The sequence below is a fragment of the Catenulispora sp. MAP12-49 genome (genome assembly GCF_041262705.1).
In the GTDB taxonomy this organism is placed as follows: Bacteria; Actinomycetota; Actinomycetes; order Streptomycetales; family Catenulisporaceae; genus Catenulispora.
In genome coordinates, this window is the sequence record NZ_JBGCCP010000005.1 from 373241 (window position 1) to 389333 (window position 16093).

Below are 16093 nucleotides of genomic sequence, written 5' to 3' on the forward strand. Positions count from 1 at the left end.
CCTGGCCGGGCGAGGGGCTTACACACCCAGTGTGGGGTGTACCTACGTACACCTTCAGGAGGGGTACTACAGCCAATGACCGGTCACCGGCCGCGACACGAGGCTGGAGACATGTGGACGACCATCGTTTCCGGCATCACTCTCGCCGCTTCCTTGATGACCGGCTCCGTCTCGCACCCCGCGACCGACACCACCGCCGCCCCGAACCTCACGGGCATCGGTTCGCTCATAGACCAGACTGTCACGGCACAGCTCGCCAAGGACAAAATCCCCGGCGCGGCGGTGGTGGTCGTCGCCGGCGGCAAGACCGTGTACGCGCAGGGTTACGGCGTGGCCGACACCGCGACCGACACCCCCGTGGACCCGGTGCGCACCGAGTTCTTCACCGGCTCGATCGCCAAGGTCTTCACGGCGACAGCGGTCGCGCAGCTGATCCAGCAGGGGAAGATCGACCCGCACGCGGACGTGAACACCTACCTGAAGGGCTTCCGGGTCACCGACACCTTCCCGGGCCACCCGGTCACCGTCGAGAACCTGCTCACCCACACCGGCGGCTTCGACGACGACCCGGTCGGCGCCGCCGTGTCCGATCCGAAGGACGTGCCGCCGCTGGGCCGGTACCTCGCCGACAACGAGCCGTCGCGCGTGCGGCCCCCGGGGACGCTGGCCGCGTACGACAACTACGGCGCCGCACTGGCCGGCTACCTCGTCGAGTGCGTCTCCGGGGAGCCGTTCGCGCAGTACATGCAGGACCACCTGTTCGGACCGCTCCAGATGGACGCCTCGACGTTCCTGCAGCCGCATCCGCCCGCGATCCAGGCGAACCTGGCGAAGGGCTACCGCCCCGAAGGCAGCGGCTGGACCGCGGAGAACGGCCAGTACGGCGGCTGGTCGCCGACCGGCGCGGGCACCGTGGCCACCGCGACCGACGTCGGGAAGTTCATGATGGCGCAGCTGGCGAAGGACCCGCGGCTCGGCACCGGCGTCGCCGATCTGGTGCAGCGGCAGCACTTCACGATGGATCCGCGACTGCCGGGCATGGCCTACTTCTTCGAGGAGCGGCCGCGCGACGGGCAGCGGATCCTGTTCAAGGACGGCGACGTGCCCGGCTTCCACGGCGACATGGCGCTGCTGCCGGACCGCGACATCGGTGTGTACGTGGTCTACAACGGCGACGGCACCGACGGGATCGCCGGCTGGGACGGCAAAGCCCTGATCAACCAGGTCGTCGACAAGCTCTTCCCGACCGCCGGGGCCGGCGCGTCCGCCGCAGCCGCAGCCACCACCACCGCCACCGCGCCGGCCCCGGTCAAGGACCCGAAGCTGGACAGCTACACCGGCAGCTACCGCAGCGACCGGATCAGCCGCGGCGCGGTCACCCGGGTCGCCGGCCTGGTCTCCTTCGTGACCGTGATCGAGAACTCGGACGGCACACTGACCACGAACGGACTGTCGCAGAACCCGAAGATCGGCGACCAGCGCTGGATCCCCTTGGGCAGCGGCGAATTCGCCGAGCAGGGCGGCCGGGACCGCCTGGTCTTCGACGGCCACGGCCACCTGGCGACCACCATCGATCCGACCATCGCCTACTACAGGCTGGCCTGGTACAACTCCCCCAAGCTCCACCTGCCGATGCTCTACGGCGGCGCCGGAATCCTCGCGACGGGCCTGCTGGCGTTCCCGATCCTGGCACTGGTACGGCGGCTGCGCGGACGGCCCGCACACTCGCGGTGGGCCCGGAACGCGCGCGTGCTGGCCTGGGTGTCCGGACTACTGGCCACCGGCTTCGTCATCGAACTGCTCACGATGACCGGCGACAGCAATGCCTTCACCGAGAAGGTGATGCTCGGCTCGCCCTCGCTGACGCTGCTGGTCGCCGTGAACACACTGCTGGCGGTCTGCACCGTCGGCCTGATCGCCGGGAGCGCCGCCGCGTGGCGGCTGGGGTGGTGGCGGCCGGTCGGGCGGCTCGCGTACTCGGTCACCGCCACCGGCGCCGTGTCGTTCCTGATCGTGGCCTTCACCTACAACCTGGTGTGGCCCTGAGCCCGGCCTTCGCGAGGGCGGATCAGACCTCGAATATCGTGAGATCGAGCTCGGCCAGCCGATCCGGATCGGCCAGGATGTTGATCTCCTTGATCCGCCCCTCCACGACCGTGAACCCCATGACCGCCGCCGGCTTGCCGTCCACGATCGTGACCCGCCCCGGCGCTCCGTTGATGAGCGCCGGGCGTGCGTGCGCCGCGAAGCGGGCGAACATCAGCGCCTGCCGCGCCACAGCCTCGGCGCCGCGCAGCAGCTTCAGCCCGGCGGGCAGGCTGCCGTAGTCGGCGCGCAGCACCACGTCCGGGTCCAGGACCGCCACCAGTGCGGCGAAATCACCACCTCGCGAGGCCGTGGTGAAGGCCTTCACCACCTCCCGCTGCCGGCCCAGGTCCGCGTCCGGGATGGCTTCGGCGCCCTGTACCCGCCGCCGGGCTCGGCTGGCCAGCTGCCGGGCCGCCGCCGGGCTCTTGTCGACGATGACCGCGATGTCCTCGAAGGGGACGGCGAACATGTCGTGCAGGACGAACGCCAGGCGCTCGGCCGGTTGCAGCGTCTCCAGGACCACCAGGAGGGCCAGGCCGACCGAGTCGGCGAGCAGCGCCTCGTGCTCGGGGTCCAGGCCGTCCTCCGGCGAGATGATCGGCTCGGGGATGTGGACCGCTTCCAGCGATTCCTCGCGGCCGCGCATCTTCAGCATGGTCAGGGCCACCCGGGCGACGACCGTGGTGAGCCAGCCGGTCAGGTTGTCGATGGCGTCCAGGCGCTCCTCACGTTGGCGGCTCAGGCGCAGCCAGGATTCCTGGACGGCGTCGTCGGCCTCGGACAGGGAACCCAGCATCCGGAAAGCGACCGCTCGCAGATGGCGCCGGTTCTCCTCGAAGCGTTCGGCGAGCCATTCCGTACTGTCCACCGCGGTCCCCTGTCCCTCATCGCTGTGCTATCGCAGCCATGACCTCGTCGCAGCTATGACGTTGTCGCTGCTATGACCCTTCGGCCGCGCGGTTTGTGACAGCACTGGCCAGGACTGCCGCCAGGCGCGCGGTGTCCTCGCCGAGATCGGCCTGGTCGAAGGGAATCCAGCGGTGGTCGTCGACCTCCTCCTGTTGGAGCTCGACGCCGATGGTGTCCGGGGTGCCGTCGAGCAGGAAGGCGTAACGGAAGTCGAAGTGCCAGTGCTCTGGTTCGCCCTTGGCCGGGTTGGCCGGGATCCGGTGCGCGTCGACGGCCAGCGGCAGGACCGGGTCGCCGATGAGGGTGACGTGCCGGTCGTCCAGGCCGGTCTCCTCGCGCAGCTCGCGGCGGGCGGCGTCGGCCAGGGACGCGTCCTCGGGCTCGGTGTGGCCGCCGGGGTTGAGCCAGCGGTGCAGGGACTTGTGCGCGATCTGCAGCAGCCGGCCGTCGGCGGCCACGACGAAGGCACCGGTCGTGACGTGGCCGGGGAGGGTGCGGCGGTCGGTCAGGCCGGCCACGTGCTCGGGGTCGGCCAGCGCGTCCGTGAACGGCCGCAGGCGCTCGGCCTGGTCGGGGTGCAGCTCCAGATACCGGGCGAGGAGGCGGCGGATCTCGTCATCGGACACGCATGCGGGCGGCGGCGTCGGGTACATGGCGATCATTGTTCACCGACCGGATGGCGGACCTGCGCACCTGTCACGAACGGGGCTGCGTACAGTACGCCCGCGGAGCTGAGCGGCGGCAGACCCCCACCCGCCGGCAGGAGGAAAGATCGCCCGGAGTAAAGTGATCTTCTCACCCATCCGGCACAAATCGCCCTGGTCGAGATGCGCCGGTCCGCCGCACGTTCCACGCTGGACGCAAGTCCGGTTGGTATGACATCGCCCACCGTCACGGGAGAGTGAGACAACCGCCATGAGCCGCCCCAAGATACTCGTCGTCGGCAGCGGCTTCGCGGGCACCGAGTGCGCGCACAAGCTGGAGAAGAAGCTCTCCATCGACGACGCCGAGATCCGCTTGGTGACGCCGGTCAACCACCAGCTCTACCTGCCGCTGCTGCCGCACGTCGCCTCCGGCGTGCTCACGCCGCAGGCTGTGGCCGTCTCGCTGCGCCGGATGCTCAAGCGCACGCTGGTCATCCCCGGCGGCGCGATCGGCATCGACACCGCGACCAAGTCCGTGGTGGTGCGCAAGATCGACGGCGAGGAGGTCGTCGAGCACTATGACTACCTGGTGCTCACGCCGGGCAGCGTGACCCGCCAGTTCAACATCCCCGGCGTGGACAAGTACGCGGTCGGCGTGAAGACGCTGGCCGAGGCGGCGTGGATCCGCGACCACGTGATCGCCCAGCTGGACCTGGCCGCGGTCGCCGACACCGACGCCGAGCGCGAGTCCCGGCTGCAGTTCGTGGTGGTCGGCGGCGGCTACGCGGGCACCGAGACGGCGGCGTACCTGCAGCGGCTGACCACCGAGGCGGTGAAGCGCTACCCGAACCTGGACGGCAGCCTGATCAAGTGGCACCTGGTCGACATCGCGCCGCGCCTGATGCCCGAACTCGGCGAGAAGCTCGGCGAGAAGGCCCTGAAGATCCTGAAGAAGCGCGGCCTGCACGTCTCCCTGGGCGTCTCGGTCGCCGAGTGCACCGAGGACACCGTCACCCTGACCGACGGCCGGGTCCTGCCCTGCCGCACGCTGATCTGGACCGCCGGCGTGGCCCCGAGCCCGCTGATCGCCACCATGGGCGCGCCCACCAACCGGGGCCGCCTGGTGGTCAACGCCGACCTGTCGGTCCCGGACCTGCCCGGCGTCTTCGCCCTCGGCGACGCCGCCGCCGTCCCGGACCTGGCCAAGGGCGGCGACGCGATCTGCCCGCCGACCGCCCAGCACGCGATGCGCCAAGGCTGGGCCGCGGCCGAGAACGTGATGTCGGCGGTCCGCGGCTTCCCGCTGAAGGACTACCACCACAAGGACCTGGGCCTGGTCGTGGACCTCGGCGGCCTCAAGGCGGTCAGCAAGCCCCTGGGCATCCCGCTGTCCGGCCTGCCCGCGCAGGTCGTCGCCCGCGGCTACCACATCATGGCGCTGCGCACCTTCGCCGCCCGCTTCCGCACCGGCGCCGGCTGGCTGCTGAACTCCCTGGTCGGCGACGACTTCGTACGCACCGGCTTCCAGGCCGAGCGCGCGGCGTCGCTGCGCGACTTCGAGTACACGGACGTGTACCTGACGCGCGAGGAGATCCTCCAGCGGACGCGCGGGGCCGCGGCATCGGTGGCCGCGGCGGCCGCCGCCGAGCCGGGGGCGCCGGCTTCGGCGGCGTGAGCCTGAAAGACCCGTCCCTGACGACGTCCCCCGTCGCTTCGTCCACTCCCGCACCATGAACCGCACCACAAAGCACAGGCCGCCGAAGCGTTTCGCTTCGGCGGCCCTGTCGGTCACCGGCTGAGAATCAGCCGACCGCGATCGCGAACAGGTGCTGCGACGTCGCGCCGGAAGCCGCGAGGTTCGGCAGCGTCACCGACGCCAGCGTCTTGCCCGTCGGCAGCGCGACCGAGTAGGCCCACACCGAGTACGACCCGCTCGAGGTCGTCGTGCTCCCGTTGTAGGCCGAGGTGTGCTGGTTCGCGTACGCCGCCTTCGCGACCAGCGTGTCGCCGGACGCCGGGGTGGTGTCCGTCCAGTCCGACAGCGTCAGTGTGAAGGCCTGGGACGTGCCGTCGGTGAAGTGCAGCGTGCCGCTCTCGGTCACGCCGTGGGTGGTGCTGAAGCCCAGGAATCCGACCTTCGTGCCGGTGCCGGTGACCGCGATGGTCTGGCCGGTGGCGATCACATTGTCGGTGGCGTCCAGGGCCTGCGGGTGCCAGGGGCCGAAGTCCACGCCCGCCGCTGTGACGTCAGTGCCCTGCGTCAGTCCGGCGGTGGCCAGCGCGGTCGCGGAGAAGCTCTTGCCGCTCTGCGTCGCGGAGTTCAGGCTGGCGGCCCAGCGGTTGGCGTCGGAGGTGACCGCGGTGTCGTTCAGCGATGCCGCGAACGGCAGGACGCTGTCATCGCCCGATCCGTTGTAGGCGCCGCGGTTCGGGGCGGCGGTGGCGGAGACCGCGTTGCCGAAGTAGTCCTTGCCGCCGTTGTTCGCCACGACCACGCCGGTGCCGCGCTCCGGCGAGGCGGTGCGCAGCTTGATGGCCAGGGTGCCGGCCGCGTCGTTGATCAGCTGCGGGTCGGCGGTGTGGGCGCCGGCGTCGCCCGATGAGGGGGCTGTGACGCCGCCGAAGTAGGTGTTGGCGTTGAACGTCGCCGAGGAGTCCGCGGCCCAGGAGGCCGTCGGGGCCACGAAGATGTTGTTCTGCCACACCACGTTCCCGCCGAGCGTGTCCGAGATCGGCTTGCCCGGGCAGAAGAACGTGTTGTTGTAGATGTAGTGCGTGCCCGTTCCGGTGCTGGAATTGGTGAACCGGCAGTCGTCGCGCGAGATGTTGTAGCGCAGCACCACGTTCGTGGTCGTCGCCGCCCCGCCGCAGCCGGACAGGCAGTCGAGGTAGAAGCCGCCGGCGTTGTTGTACGAGTAGTTGTACTGGTACAGGCAGGTGCCGGTGTTGTTGACGTCGCAGTCCCACGCGGTCGCGTCGTTCACGACTCCGACCTGCGAGCCCACGGTGTTGTACTGGAACGTCGGATTGTTGCTGTGGTACGGCCACATCCCGGCGAAGTTCCCGGCCACGAACGGGTACGCCCCGAGCCCGAGCTCGGTCGCCGTGTTGTACTCCACCAGCGGGGAGTCGCTGTCGTGCACCACGATCCCGTCGCCGCCGGCCGCGGTGATGGTGTTGTGCCCGATGTAGACGCCGGTGCTCATCGCCGAGGCCTCGCCCTCGACCTTGATGCCGCCGCCCCCGGTGTCGTGCACGTTGTTGTCCGTCACGGACACGCCGTCGAAGACGCCCGATCCGGTGGCCACGCGCACGGCTATGCCGGCCGAGTTCGAGAACCACCCCGCGTTCGTCCCGGTCTTGTCGCCCCAGCCGGCCACGTTCGCGACCTCGTTGCCGGTGACGGAGATCCCGGCCTGGTTCGCCGATCCGGCGACCTCGACCAGGATGCCCTCGTGCTGCGCCCGGGTGGAGGAGCTGTTCTGGACCAACAGGTCGCTGATGGTCCAGTAGCTCTGGTCGACCAGGTGGACAGTGGCCTCGGTCGCGCCGCCGCCCTCGATGACCGGCGCGGCGCCGGAACCGTAGGCGTTGACGGTGATCGGCGATCCTGGGGCGCCGGAGCCCTGCGGCGTCAGCGTGCCGTGGCAGGTGGTCCCGGCTTTGAAGGACAGCGTGTCGCCGGCGGTGAAGACGTGGCCGTCGGGATCCGTGAGGGCGTTCCACGGCGAACCCGAGGACCCGCTGCCGTCCGAGGCGGCCGAGCAGTCCACGTAGTAAGCAGTCCCGGCCGCGTGCGCGATCGGGACCGTGACGGCCAGCAGGCCGACGGCGCCGAGGGTCATCGCCCCCAGCGCCGAGATGGAAGCGCGCAGATGCGCTTTCACAGGTACGTACCTCCAGAGTTGGTGGTGCGTGAATGGGGAGGTTCCCCGTGGGGTGGTGCTATTTCCCCGCTCCGAGGGTCAAGCCCTCGGTGATCCGGCGCCCGAGCCACGCGTACAGCGCGAGCATGGGCAGCACCGCGATGGACACCCCGGCGAACATCACGCCGAAGTCCTCGCCGGTGAACTGCTGCTGGGTCAGGAAGTTGACCAGGGCCAGCGGCAGCGTGAAGTTGTCATTGGTCTGCAGGAACATCAGCGCCAGGAAGGTCTCGTTCCAGCACGCGATCGCCACCAGCGTCAGCGCCGTCATCAGGCCGCCCTTGGCCAGCGGCAGCATGATCCGCCAGAACGTCATCCCCGGGCCCACGCCGTCCAGCGCCGCGGCCTCCTCCAGCTCGCCGGGCAGCGAGGCGAAGAACGACATCAGCAGGTACACCGTGAACGGCAGGTTCACCACGATGTAGAGCACGATCAGCCCGGCCAGATTGTCGATCAGGTGCATCTTGGCCATGATCGAGTACAGCGGCAGCACGATGATCTGCATCGGGATGCCCAGGCCCAGCACGAAGTACATGCTCAACGCCCCGGAGAGCCGGTTCTGGTTGCGGCCCAGGACGTACGCCGCCGGCGAGGCCAGCAGCACGGTCCCGGCCGCGGCCACCACGACCACCAGCACCGAGTTCACGAACGCCGGCCCGAAACCGCCGTCGTGCCAGGCCTTGCTCCAGTTGGAGAACTTCAGCTCGGTCGGCAGCCGGAAGGGATGGTTCAGCACGTTGTAGCTCGACTTCAGCGAGCTCAGCAGGATGAACAGGAACGTGAACGCGCAGAACGCGACGAACAGCCAGATCAGCGCGGCGCCCGGCAACCGGGCCCAGGGAACCCGACGGCGGCCGGCGGGGGCCGCCGCCGGGCTGGTGGGGTCCTGCGCCGCGCTCTCAGCGCGGGACCCGGTCGTTGCGGTGCTCATGAGATCGCCCTTCTGGTTTTCACGGACACTCAGAGCTCGAGCCGGTCGCGGCTGGTGACCCGGCGCAGGACGACGACGACCACCACGACCGCCACCAGCGTGACGACCGCGCCGGCGCAGGCCCGGCCGAAGTCGTAGATCGGGGACGTGCCGCCGATGGTCTCGCCGTAGACGTACATCGCCGACGTCCACTGGTTGGTGGTGGGCAGGTTCCCCTGCGAGCCGGAGAAGGCGAGGATGAACTCGAAGATCTTGACCGTGCCGATGGTCCACAGCACCGCCGCGGTCCCGACCACGTCCCAGGACATCGGCAGCGTGATGTGCCGGAAGCGCTGCCAGGAGTTGGTCCCGGCGAGCTTGGCCTCTTCGTAGTAGTACGGCGGGATGCGGTCCACGCCGGCCATCAGGATCGTCACGTAGTACCCGGTGTTGATCCAGACGATCGCGAGCAGGATCGCGTTGAACTGCCACTGCGGCTTGAGCCAGTCCACCGGGCCAAGGCCGAAGGAGTGCAGGCCCTTGTTCAGCATCCCGTCGTGGTTCAGCAGGAAGTCCCAGAACGCGGCCAGCGCCACGCCGGAGACGATGTGCGGCAGGAAGATGAAGCCCTGGATGAACCGGCGGCCCTTCATCTCGCGCAGCATCAGCATGAAGGCGAAGCTCAGGACGAACAGGAAGATGCCGCACCCGAACAGCAGCTTCAGGGTGTTGAAGAAGGCGTCCTTGAACGCCGGGTCGTGCGTCAGGTGGTCGTAGTTCAGCGTGCCCTTCCACCGCGGGTTCGAGAACCCGTCCCAGCTGGTGAAGCTCGCGTAGAACGAGTACCCGGTCGGCACCATGAACAGGACCGTGTACAGGATCAGCGCGGGCGCCAGGAACGGCCCGAAGACGCGCCGGCGGCGCCGGGCCAGGGGCGAACCCTGGACCCGGCCCCGCCGGACGCCGACTGTGACATTGGGCCCTGCGGTGGCGCTGGTCACGACGCGGACTTCCAGTAGTCGATCGTGCCCTGCTTGCCGTTGGCGACGAACTTCGCGGCGTTGTCCTGGCCGGTGATCAGGCGGATCATCTCGGGGTTCAGCATCTTGTTGGTCCAGTCCGCGTAGTCCACGGACAGGTGCGCCTGGTCGGCGTAGACGGTGCCGGTCAGCGCCTTGCTCATCGAGGCCAGCTGGGCCGGCGGGTCGATGTCGGCGCGCGGCGTCAGGTTCACCGCCTGGGTGGAGATGCCGGAGAGCTCCTCCTTCTTCATGAAGAAGGCGACGAACTTCTCGGCGGCGTCGGAGTGCTTGGCGGTCTTGGGGACCGCGAAGCCGAAGAAGTTGATGCCGGTGTCGGTGTTGCCCGAATCCAGGGCCGGCAGCTGGATGCTGTCGAACTTGAAGCCGGCGGTGGCGTTCGGCGCGGCCTCGGAGGGCACCCAGGTGCCGGACAGGTAGAACGCGGCCTGGCCCTTGGCCCAGTCGCCCTCTTCGTCGATGCTCTTGCTGGACTCGTAGCCCTTGAGGATGTCGCCCTTGTCCCGCAGGTCCTGGACCAGCTGCGCGGCCTTGAGCACCTTCGGGTCGTCCCAGGCGGCGCCGGTCTTGTCGCTGGCCAGCTTCTTCAGACCGTCGGTGCCCAGCTCGCGCTGGAGGGTCAGCAGCACCCAGTACTTGTCGTCGCCGGGGACCGCCAGCGGGGTCATGCCCATGCCCTTGGCCTTGGCGAACAGGGCCAGCAGGTCGTCCCAGGTCTTCGGCGGGTTGGCGGCCAGGTCCGGGAACTTGGAGGCGTCGAACCACAGGCCCTCGGAGGAGACCTCGTAGGGGGCGATGAAGGGCTTGCCGCTCTTGTCGTTGAGGAACGGCTTGTAGCTGTCCGGGACGACCTGGCCGACGGTCTGGGACTCGCCGGGGATCGTGGTGCCGTACAGGCTGCTCAGGTCGGCGGTCTCGTCCTTGGCCACCAGCGCGCCCAGGGCGTTCACCGACTGGTCGACCAGGTCCGCCGAGGAGCCGGTGCGCAGGGTCGGGGTCAGCTTGGTGATGACGTCGCGGCCCTGCCACTGGATGTTCACCTTGATGCCGGTGGCGGCGGTGAAGTCGTCGGCGGCCTTCTTGATCACCTTGGCCTGCGGCTCGTTCTGCTGCCACATCGACCAGTAGGTGAACGAGGTGCTGCCCGATGCCTTGGCGCCGGAGGAGGCGGCGCCGGGCTTGCTGGAGCTGCCGCAGGCCGACAGGCTCGCGGCCGAGACGGCCACCGCGGCGGCTATGACGCCCGCGCGGTAGACGTTCTTACTGGTTCGCATATCGGGACTCGCTCTCTGGTGAGACTCTTCGGTGAGGGGTGGCGCACAAGGTCTATCAGGATGCTGTCAGGCTATGGATGACAGGGTCTCCGGCCGCACCAGGCCGAGCGGTTCCTGCCCGGCGTTCAGGCGCGACAGCTCGGCCAGGACGAAGTCGCCCAGGCGCCGCAGCTCGCCGCCGATGGAGCCGGCGATGTGCGGGGTCAGGGTGAGGTTCGGCAGGCCGAACAGCTCGGAGTCGGCCGGCAGCGGGTCCGGGTCGGTGACGTCGGCGACCGCGTACAGCCGCCCCGCCCGCAGCTCGTCGGCCAGTGCCGCGGTGTCCACCAGGGCGCCGCGCGCGGTGTTGATCAGCGTCGCGCCGTCCTTCATCAGGGCCAGCCGCCGGCGGTCCATCTGGTGCCGGGTCTCGGCGTTGCTCGGCGCGTGCAGGCTGACCACGTCGCTGGCCGCGACCAGCTCGTCGAGCCCGGCGGGTACGGCGCCGAGCTCACGGACCGCGTCGTCCGGCACATAGGGGTCGTGCACCAGGACCGTCGCGTCCAGGACCCGCAGCACCTCCACGACCCGGCGGCCGACGCGGGAGAGCCCGACGACGCCGATCACGCGCCGGTGGTTGCCGACCGGGCCGAAGTCCTGCGACCAGTGCTGCCAGTCCCGGCCGTCCCGCCCCGCACGGAACGCGCGCTCCATCTCCGGCAGCCGCTTGCCCGCGCTGATGATCATCGCGAGCGTGTACTCGGCCACCGGCACCGCGTTGTCCACGACCGCCGAGGAGACCAGCAGACCGCGCCCCCACGCGGCCTCGGTGACGTGGTGCTTCACGCTGCCGCCGGAGTGCAGGACGGCGCGCAGCGCGGGCATCCGCTCCAGGGCCGGCGCGTCCAGCTCCGGACAGTCCCAGCCGCTGATCAGCACCTCGGCCCGGGCCAGCGCGCCGGCCGCCGCAGGATCGGCGAAGTCCGTGACCACCAGCTCCGGATCCGTCCGGGCCAGCCCGGCCAGCCGCGCCTCGGCCGCCGCGTCGAACAGCAGCGGACGCAGCGCGGGGCGCATGGCCAGGACGGCATACGGACGATCCATGAAGCGGTGGCGCCTTTCGAAAGTGCCGGGGAACGAACAACGGGGACCAGTGTCAGAAGAAGGTAACCGAAAGTCAATACGTTCGATGAGAATCGATGAGAAACAAACAAAAACGTAACTGCGGGTTGCCCCGAGGCGGGAGGACCCCCATGCTGTGAACGGTTCTGACTGATAGCTTCTGCTCACGCTCCCGACAGACCCCGCGAGGAGGTGGTCCGTGCTCGCCGCGAGACGGCACGCCCTGATCCTTCGCCTGGCCCGCGAACGCGGGTCGGTGCAGGTGGCCGAGCTGGTCGGCATCCTCGGCGTATCGGACGTGACCGTCCGCCGCGACCTGGACCAGCTGGCCAAGGCCGGGCAACTGGAGAAGGTGCACGGCGGCGCGGTGCTGCCCGCGTCCGCCGAACCCGCGGCGCCCGCGCGGCATCAGGAAGGCCCGGGCAGCGAGGAGACCGGCCTCCCGGTCATCGGCGCGCTGATCCCCAAGTCCTCCTACTACTTCAACCGGGTCGTCGACGGGATGCGCCGGGTTCTGCGCGAACCCGAGGGACGGCTGCTGGTCGCGGTCTCGGACTACCAGTCCGGCCAGGACCTCTCGCTGGCGATGGGCCTGGTGGACTCCGGCGCCCAGGCGGTGCTGCTGGCGCCCACGGACGAGGTGGAGTGGGCCGGGGCGCTGGGCGTCCCGACGGTCCTGGTGGAGCGGCGGTCCTACGGACCGGCGGCCGCGACGACGTCCTGGGTCCGGACCGACCACGAGACCGGCGCCGGCCTGGCCGTCCGGCATCTGCACGAGCTCGGGCACCGCCGCATCGCGATGTTCGCCCGCGGCGAGACGCCGACCTCGCGCAGTGTGCTGAGCGGCTTCGAGCAGGCCGCCGCGGCGCTGGCGCTGCCGGAGATGCCGCGCATCATCGGCACCGACCTCGCCGGATGGCCGAAGTGGGGCGCGGAGCAGATAGACGCGCTGGCCGAGCGGCTGCGCGCCTCGGGCGCGACGGCGTTGCTGGTCCACTCGGACGAGGACGCTTTGGCGTTGCTGCAGAACGGGTTCGCGACCCGGTTCGCGGTGCCGCGCGAGATGTCGATCGTCGCGTACGACGACGAGTTCTCGGCGCTGACCCGGCCCGCGCTGACCGCGGTGTCGCCGCCGAAGGAATCGGTCGGGGAACTGGCGGTGCGGACTTTGCTGGACCTGGTGCGCGATCCCGGGGCTCCGGCGCGGCACGTGGACGTCTCACCGCGGTTGATCGTGCGGGAGTCGTCGGGGGTCGCCCGCTCGGCGTAAGGGGATCCGGGGATCCGGCGGCTGGTTGCCGACGGGTGCCGGTCGCCGGTCAGATGCCGGTCGCCGGTCAGATGCCGGCCCGCCAGCCCTCCTCGGCGTGATGCTGCCTCAGGACCCGGGCCGGCACCCCGCCGATCAGGCAGTGGTCCGGGAAGGACCCGCGCACCACCGCGCCGGCCGCCACGGCGACGTTGCGCCCCAGCGTCGTCCCCGGCAGGATCACCGATCCGACGCCCAGCCAGCAGCCGTCGCCGATGGTCACCGGCTTGTCCTCGGCGTCCTGGCGGCCGATCGGGGTGTCCAGCGCGGCGTAGCCGTGGTTCTGGTCGGTGACGTAGACGTACGGCCCGAAGAAGACGTCGTCGCCGATGTCTATGTGCAGGTGGGCCACTATGTGGCTGCCGCGGCCGATCGAGCAGCCCCGGCCGATGCGCAGGACGATGTCCTCGCCGAAGTCCTCCCCGGGCCACCCCACTGCCAGGCTCACGCCCTCGCCGACGAGCGTGCCCTCGCCGATGGCCATGTACTGCTCGTTGTAAAGCGCGCCGAGCGGGAACGACAGCGCGGCACCGGGACCGAGATGGGCGAAGCGGTACCGGCCGGGGGCGGTCGACGTGACGCGGCCGCGGACTCGGGCCCAGTCCCAGACGCCGCGTATCGCGGCGGCGGTGAGACGGTCGATCCAGCGGGGACGACGGGGCACTGGGGTCTCTTCTCGACATGATCACAGCAGGGGATCGCCGTCAGCATACGGCCGGCCGGGACGGCACGCGCCTCGTCGCGTTTGAGGGGCCGCGGCCGAGCCCGCCGCCGAGGAGTCCCTGCACGGTAGGGTGTGCCGTTCCGTTGCGCCGTCCGCTGCATCTCGTCGCCATCTTGTCGCCACCCGACCGGAGGACTCCCGCGATGTCCGTCCCCGACGCCACCCTGCCGGTCACCACCTGTTACCGGCACGGCGGGCGCGAAAGCCACGTCCGCTGCACACGCTGCGACCGATACATCTGCCCGGACTGCATGCACAGCGCCTCGGTGGGGTTTCAGTGCCCTGAGTGTGTCCGTTCGGGGAACAAGGACGTGCGGCAGGCGCGGACGGTGTTCGGGTCGCTGGCGTCCGGCGGCGCACGACCCGTGGTCACCATCGCGCTCATCCTGCTGAACTTCGCGGTGTACGCGGCGGAGTTGCTGAAGAACTCGGTCGTGGACCAGTTCGGCATGCTCTCCGATGCCATGCGCGGGCCCAACAACGCGCTCTACGAGGCGATGGCATCGCCGCCGGCGGGCTACCACCCCATCGGCGTCGCGCACGGCCAGTGGTACCGGATGATCACGTCGGCGTTCGTCCACATCCTGCCGAACCAGCCGCCGCTGGGGCCGGCGCACATCCTGTTCAACATGCTGTCGCTGTGGATGTTCGGCGTGGTGGTGGAGCAGCAGATAGGGCGGGTGCGATACCTGGCGGCGTATCTGCTGTCGGCGATCGGCAGCTCGGTGTTCTGCTACTACCTGACCGCGCCGTACACGCAGTCCATCGGCGCGTCGGGGGCGGTCTTCGGGCTGATCGGGCTCTACTTCGTCCTGAGCCGCAAGCTCCACTTCGATCCGCTGGGCGCCCGGCGCCAGCTGGTGATCGCGGTTCTGTGGCTGGTGCTGGCCTCGCGCTTCACCTCGTGGCAGGGACACCTCGGCGGCCTGGTCACCGGCCTGGTGATAGGACTCGTCTACGTTTACGCCCCGCGCACCCGCCAGGCCTTCATCCAGACCGCCGGTCTGGTCGCGATACTGGCTGTGTTGATCGGCGCGACGGTGCTGCGCACCTCGGCACTGCACTCGTCGGCCGAGGGCGCGAAGGGCATGGTGACGCATGGACGAGGCGTTGATCTGGCAGGTGGTCCGGCAGCAGAAGGCCTGGCTGGACTCGCACCCGGACACTGATCCCGCACTGGCGGTCCCCCTACGGGTCCTGAAGGTGGCCGAGGAGGCGGGCGAAGCCGCGGCCGCCCTGATCGGCACCACCGGCCAGAACCCGCGCAAGGGCCGCAGCCACACCGAAGCCGACCTGGCCGCCGAACTCTGCGACGTGATCACCGCGGCATCCGTCGCCCTGGCAACCGTGGTCCCCGACCCCGAGCGCGTCCTGAGCGAGCACATCGGCCGCCTCTACCTGCGCTCGATCGACGCCGGCGCACCCCGCCTGTCGGACCACGGCACCGGCCTGGACCGCGCGGCCTGGGTGGCATCACTCCCGAAGGTGATCGTCGGCGCCTCGATGCTGTTCCACGACGGAACGGGCAAGGTCCTCCTGGTCCACCAGTCCTACCGCCAGGACAAGAAGTGGAGCTTCCCCGGCGGCGGCGTCGAGGAAGGCGAGTTCCCGGCCGAGGGCGCCCGCCGCGAATCCCTGGAGGAGATCGGCCTGGACGTGCCACCCGGCGCACTGCTCATGGTGGACTGGCGCCCCCGCGCCGCCGAACGCCCGCCCCTGATCCACTACTTCTACGACGGCGGCGAACTCGGCCCGGAGGACATCGCGCGCATCCGCCTGCAGGAGAACGAGATCGACGAGTTCGGGTTCTTCGACGTGGAGGCCGCCCGCGACCTGCTGGCGCCGCACACGTACGAGCGGCTGGTGAACGCGATCGCGGTCCGGGAGGGGCGCTTGCCGGCGCAGGACTTCGAGGAGGGACGGCAGCGGCGGGCTTAACCGGCGCCCCTGACCTATGTGTGGGTCAATGCCGGGTGTTTAACAATTGATCTTGGCGGGGTGGTGTTGTTCTGTGGCGGTCGTGGAGGTGACGGGGATGCCAGCCGGTTCGATGGTGTATTCATAAAGGATTGCATGGCCGTGTTGGTCGGGTTTTTTGGTGCGATACCTGGCGACTGAGTATTTGATCACCCGGTCGTAGACGCGGATGCGTGGGTCGATCGGGGTGA

Annotated in this window: 14 protein-coding genes; 5 read left to right on the plus strand and 9 right to left on the minus strand. The window is 69.8% G+C overall.

The annotated features are described in order from the left end of the window. Positions 1 to 111 precede the first annotated feature (111 nt). Positions 112 to 2046 carry a serine hydrolase gene (locus ABIA35_RS14055; RefSeq protein WP_370358154.1) on the plus strand — a complete coding sequence of 645 codons (1935 nt, stop codon included), beginning with the start codon at positions 112 to 114 and terminating at the stop codon, positions 2044 to 2046. 22 nt (positions 2047 to 2068) lie between these two features. Here the strand turns inward: ABIA35_RS14055 and ABIA35_RS14060 are convergent, their stop codons facing one another. Both ABIA35_RS14060 and ABIA35_RS14065 read right to left on the minus strand, forming a co-directional pair. Then, complete coding sequence (locus tag ABIA35_RS14060; RefSeq protein WP_370336683.1) at positions 2069 to 2956, minus strand: sigma-70 family RNA polymerase sigma factor; 888 nt, start codon at positions 2954 to 2956, stop codon at positions 2069 to 2071. Positions 2957 to 3026: 70 nt separating this feature from the next. Then, a complete protein-coding gene (locus ABIA35_RS14065; protein WP_370358155.1) occupies positions 3027 to 3650 on the minus strand; it encodes an NUDIX hydrolase in 624 nt (207 codons plus the stop codon). 262 nt (positions 3651 to 3912) lie between these two features. Between ABIA35_RS14065 and ABIA35_RS14070 the strand changes: the two genes are divergently transcribed. Continuing rightward, the gene (locus tag ABIA35_RS14070) at positions 3913 to 5316 is read left to right on the plus strand and encodes an NAD(P)/FAD-dependent oxidoreductase (protein WP_370336679.1); all 1404 of its coding nucleotides are present in this window, start codon (positions 3913 to 3915) and stop codon (positions 5314 to 5316) included. Positions 5317 to 5443: 127 nt separating this feature from the next. On the opposite strand, the gene ABIA35_RS14075 is transcribed toward ABIA35_RS14070, so the two are convergent. From ABIA35_RS14075 to ABIA35_RS14095, 5 genes are all read right to left on the minus strand, one after another. Further along, a complete protein-coding gene (locus tag ABIA35_RS14075; protein ID WP_370358156.1) occupies positions 5444 to 7528 on the minus strand; it encodes a right-handed parallel beta-helix repeat-containing protein in 2085 nt (694 codons plus the stop codon). A 58-nt stretch (positions 7529 to 7586) separates the two neighbouring features. Further along, on the minus strand, positions 7587 to 8498 hold the full coding sequence (locus ABIA35_RS14080; protein WP_370336675.1) for a carbohydrate ABC transporter permease: 912 nt from the start codon (positions 8496 to 8498) through the stop codon (positions 7587 to 7589). Positions 8499 to 8527: 29 nt separating this feature from the next. Further along, positions 8528 to 9478, minus strand: a complete 951-nt coding sequence (locus ABIA35_RS14085; protein WP_370358157.1) for a carbohydrate ABC transporter permease — start codon at positions 9476 to 9478, stop codon at positions 8528 to 8530. Then, positions 9475 to 10791 carry an ABC transporter substrate-binding protein gene (locus tag ABIA35_RS14090; RefSeq protein WP_370336671.1) on the minus strand — a complete coding sequence of 439 codons (1317 nt, stop codon included), beginning with the start codon at positions 10789 to 10791 and terminating at the stop codon, positions 9475 to 9477. Before ABIA35_RS14090 ends, ABIA35_RS14085 begins: the two co-directional genes overlap by 4 nt. A gap of 66 nt (positions 10792 to 10857) precedes the next feature. Then, positions 10858 to 11874, minus strand: a complete 1017-nt coding sequence (locus ABIA35_RS14095; protein WP_370336669.1) for a hydroxyacid dehydrogenase — start codon at positions 11872 to 11874, stop codon at positions 10858 to 10860. Between the two features lie 217 nt (positions 11875 to 12091). Between ABIA35_RS14095 and ABIA35_RS14100 the strand changes: the two genes are divergently transcribed. Next, positions 12092 to 13162: a substrate-binding domain-containing protein gene (locus tag ABIA35_RS14100; protein ID WP_370336667.1), complete on the plus strand. Its 1071-nt coding sequence runs from the start codon at positions 12092 to 12094 to the stop codon at positions 13160 to 13162. A 67-nt stretch (positions 13163 to 13229) separates the two neighbouring features. Here ABIA35_RS14100 and ABIA35_RS14105 read toward each other — a convergent pair whose 3' ends face one another. Next, entirely contained in the window at positions 13230 to 13865 is a 636-nt protein-coding gene (locus tag ABIA35_RS14105; RefSeq protein WP_370336665.1) for an acyltransferase, read from the minus strand. A 203-nt stretch (positions 13866 to 14068) separates the two neighbouring features. On the opposite strand from ABIA35_RS14105, the gene ABIA35_RS14110 reads away from it, so the two are divergent. Both ABIA35_RS14110 and ABIA35_RS14115 read left to right on the plus strand, forming a co-directional pair. Beyond that, entirely contained in the window at positions 14069 to 15094 is a 1026-nt protein-coding gene (locus ABIA35_RS14110) for a rhomboid family intramembrane serine protease (protein ID WP_370336663.1), read from the plus strand. Continuing rightward, positions 15024 to 15863 (plus strand): NUDIX domain-containing protein, encoded by an 840-nt coding sequence (locus tag ABIA35_RS14115; protein WP_370336661.1) that lies wholly within the window; start codon positions 15024 to 15026, stop codon positions 15861 to 15863. The genes ABIA35_RS14110 and ABIA35_RS14115 overlap by 71 nt, the downstream gene beginning before the upstream one ends. Positions 15864 to 15902: 39 nt before the next feature. On the opposite strand, the gene ABIA35_RS14120 is transcribed toward ABIA35_RS14115, so the two are convergent. Continuing rightward, positions 15903 to 16093: hypothetical protein (locus ABIA35_RS14120; protein ID WP_370358158.1), on the minus strand; the 191-nt coding region annotated here is incomplete at its 5' end.